This is a genomic window from Halobacillus sp. BBL2006 (genome assembly GCF_000786645.1).
Classification (GTDB): Bacteria; Bacillota; Bacilli; order Bacillales; family Halobacillaceae; genus Halobacillus.
The window spans coordinates 1-3369 of record NZ_JRNX01000285.1; the positions used below are offsets into that span (position 1 = coordinate 1).

3 protein-coding genes and 1 pseudogene are annotated in these 3369 nt (G+C 40.6%); 1 reads left to right on the forward strand and 3 read right to left on the reverse strand.

Annotated elements, in window-relative coordinates; all coding sequences use genetic code 11:
* From LD39_RS23540 to LD39_RS09400, 3 genes and pseudogenes are all read right to left on the reverse strand, one after another.
* Positions 1 to 92: pseudogene (locus tag LD39_RS23540) on the reverse strand (guanylate kinase); the annotation flags it as partial.
* A gap of 13 nt (positions 93 to 105) precedes the next feature.
* On the reverse strand, positions 106 to 369 hold the full coding sequence (gene remA, locus LD39_RS09395; RefSeq protein ID WP_035545527.1) for an extracellular matrix/biofilm regulator RemA: 264 nt from the start codon (positions 367 to 369) through the stop codon (positions 106 to 108).
* Between the two features lie 79 nt (positions 370 to 448).
* Positions 449 to 1330 (reverse strand): YicC/YloC family endoribonuclease, encoded by an 882-nt coding sequence (locus tag LD39_RS09400; RefSeq protein ID WP_035545529.1) that lies wholly within the window; start codon positions 1328 to 1330, stop codon positions 449 to 451.
* A gap of 151 nt (positions 1331 to 1481) precedes the next feature.
* Here LD39_RS09400 and LD39_RS09405 point away from each other — a divergent pair, with 151 nt between their 5' ends.
* Positions 1482 to 3215, forward strand: a complete 1734-nt coding sequence (locus LD39_RS09405) for an NFACT family protein (RefSeq protein WP_035545531.1) — start codon at positions 1482 to 1484, stop codon at positions 3213 to 3215.
* The last annotated feature ends 154 nt before the right edge of the window (positions 3216 to 3369 follow it).

Here is a 3369-nt window from a genome sequence, read left to right on the forward strand (position 1 = left end):
GTTGATTGGTCAAAAAGCGCCTTGCGCACCGTTCCTTTCCCAACACCCGAAGGTCCGGAAAGAATAAATAAAATTCCTTTCTCATCTATCACAACAAAGGTCCTCCTAGTTTTCGTCTGAAATCTCGTCGTTGTTGATCACACGTTGGCCGACTGTTTCTGGTTGAACAGCTGACAGAACAACATGGTCACTGTCCGTCACGATCACCGCACGGGTACGACGTCCGTATGTAGCATCTACTAATTTATTATTGTCACGTGCAACAGTAATGATACGTTTGATCGGAGCGGACTCCGGAGAAACGATCGAAATGATTCGGTTTGCTGAAACAACGTTACCAAAGCCGATATTAATTAACTTTAAACTCAAAGCTGTCTCCTCCTTCTTCATGCCAACCAGTATAATGACTATCTCTATTATATGAAAAAACTAGCGGTAAACACAATTGTTATTCGACATTTTGAACTTGTTCTTTCATTTTCTCGATTTCACTCTTTAAATCAATGACCCATTCCGTCACTTTCGCATCATTAGACTTAGAGCCGATCGTATTCACTTCTCGGTGCATTTCCTGGACAATAAAATCAAGTCTTCGTCCGATTGGTTCATCCAGTTTCAAAATCTGAGTAAACTGGGATAAGTGGGAATGTAAGCGAGTGAATTCTTCCGTGACATCTCCTTTTTCAGCCAGCAGGCCCACCTCTTGCAGAATCCTCGTCTGATCCGGACTGATTTCTTCCTTTATATGTTCCTCAATTCGCAGACGAATCCTTTCCCTATATTCTTCTACAACATAAGGTCTACGTTCTTCTAATTTCTCCAGAATGTCACTTATTTTTGTAATTCTCTCTATGAGGTCACTTTCTAATCGCTTGCCTTCCGCAGCTCTCATGACAATCAAACGATTCAATGAGTCTTCGACAGAGTTAACTAATGCTTCTTGCAACTCATTCGAATTCTCTTCGACTTCTTGTACCGAAAACACATCCTCTAACTTGGTTACCATATCAATAGATATATCTCCAGTCAACTCGTATCGACCCTTAATTTCATTCAGTTTTTTCATATATTGATCTAAAATTGGCCAGTCAACATCAACCTTTTTCTCAAAGATTCCCTGACCATTAACCGTTATAAATAAATCGATCCTTCCCCTGGAGAGAAGCTCGCGTATTTTTCGTTTTAAGTTTTCTTCGATGAACAAGAGATTCCTCGGTAACTTCGCGGAGATGTCCAAAAACCGGTGATTCACTGAGCGGATTTCTACGTGCAGGCGTGTATCTCCAACTTCGATGCTTTTTTTACCGTAACCTGTCATACTTTTTACCATGTGTAATCACATCCAACTACATAATAGATTTTACTATCTTAATTTTATCAAAGGAAGCAAACCCAATGCGAATCATTGACCATTTTCATTCATATATTTAGAGATTCAGAAGAAAATCGTGCTATACTGAAATCTTAGAGAGGTGAAGGCTATGTCTTTTGACGGAATTGTTACCCGGGCAATTACGAACGAATTGAACGAGAAAATACAGTCCGGAAGAATTATGAAAATTTATCAACCAACAGATACAGAGCTTATTTTTACAGTACGAGCTCAAAGAAAAAATCACACATTATTACTATCTGCCCATTCAAGTTATGCACGGTTTCATTTGACGGAAGATCAGTATTCGAACCCTAAAGAACCACCTATGTTATGTATGCTTCTCCGTAAGCACCTCGTAGGCGGGTTTGTTGAAAACATTGAACAAGAGGACATGGAACGAATTGTGAAGTTCCGCGTGCGTACCCGGAACGAAATCGGGGATGAGACTGTTAAAACGTTGATCATCGAAGTGATGGGAAAACATTCGAACATTCTCTTAATTGATGAAAATCAAGGACACATCCTTGATAGCATTAAGCATTTGCCCCCTTCGCAGAATCGACACAGGACGATCATGCCTGGTCAACCCTACAAACTGCCACCTGAACAAGGGAAAATCAGTCCCCTGGACCTTGAACCAGATGACCTGATAAGAAAACTAGATTTTAATGCGGGCAAAATGGATAAACAAATTCTTGGTGTCGTAATGGGGTTCTCCCCTATGATAACCAAAGAAATTGCCTATCAAGCAAAACTCGGAGGCCCCGATGCTTATAAAGAAGCTTACGCTCAGGTCAGAGAACGGGTTGTAAATCATGACTATGAGCCCCAGGTAAACCTTGGTGAGCGTGAACAGTTTTATGTACTGCCCCTTCACACTTTTTCTGAGGACACGGAACAGTTTACGAGCATTAGTGAGATGCTGGATGCCTATTACTCTGGGAAAGCAGAACGCGATCGTGTCAAACAGCAAGCAGGAGACCTTTACCGCTTTTTGAAAAATGAACGGGATAAGAATGTACGGAAGATTAAGAAACACCATCACACGTTGAAAAAATCAGAATCAGCGGAAGAGTATCAGCGTCTTGGCGAACTGTTAACAGCGCACATGCATATGGTCAAAAACGGTGATGCGCAAGTTACAGTGGTTGATTATTACGATCCTGATCAGGCTGAAAGAACGATTGAATTAAACCCGAATAAATCACCAAGTGAAAACGCTCAGAACTACTTCCAGACTTATCAAAAATTAAAAAAATCAAAACAAGTTGTTCAACAGGAAATCAAGAAAGCTGAGGATGAAATTCAATATTTTGAAAGGCTGATTCAGCAGGTTGAATCTGCCCGAGAGCAGGATATTGAAGAAATCAGAGAAGAGCTTCGGGAACAAGGATACATGAAGAAGAAACCCTCTGCAGGTAAAAAGAAAAATAAACCAGCAAAACCTGCTCCTGAAAGCTTCATATCCAGTGATGGAACTCAAATTTATGTTGGTCGTAACAACAAGCAAAACGAGTATTTGACAAACCGGATAGCTAATAAGTCTGATATTTGGCTGCATGCCAAAGATATTCCCGGTTCGCACGTGGTCATAAGAGATGAAAACCCAACAGAAGACACACTTTTCGAAGCTGCTCAGCTGGCAGCAAATTTCAGTAAATCAAGCAAGTCCTCTACGGTACCTGTCGATTACACCCAAATCAAACACGTGAAGAAACCTTCCGGTGCAAAACCTGGCTATGTTATTTATGATCATCAACAGACATTATTCGTTACACCGGAAACTTCATTTGTCAAGAAACTAAGAAAATTAGCCAAGGAAAAGAGCCGCGACTCCTAAGTCCCGGCTCTTTTTTCGGTATTCCGAAAGAGATTTCACACTTTTAAATGCCTACCACAAACGTCATAGCTGCTTAAGATTTTCTTTTTATTATCGATGATGTTCGGAAAACGTCCTACACAGGGAAGTTTCTTTTTTTTACTTGTTCATCAAC

Excerpts from the sequence above, each read along its gene's own strand:
- LD39_RS09400 (WP_035545529.1), bottom strand. The coding sequence starts at position 1,330 with ATGGTAAAAAGTATGACAGGTTACGGTAAAAAAAGCATCGAAGTTGGA.
- LD39_RS09405 (WP_035545531.1), top strand. The coding sequence starts at position 1,482 with ATGTCTTTTGACGGAATTGTTACCCGGGCAATTACGAACGAATTGAAC.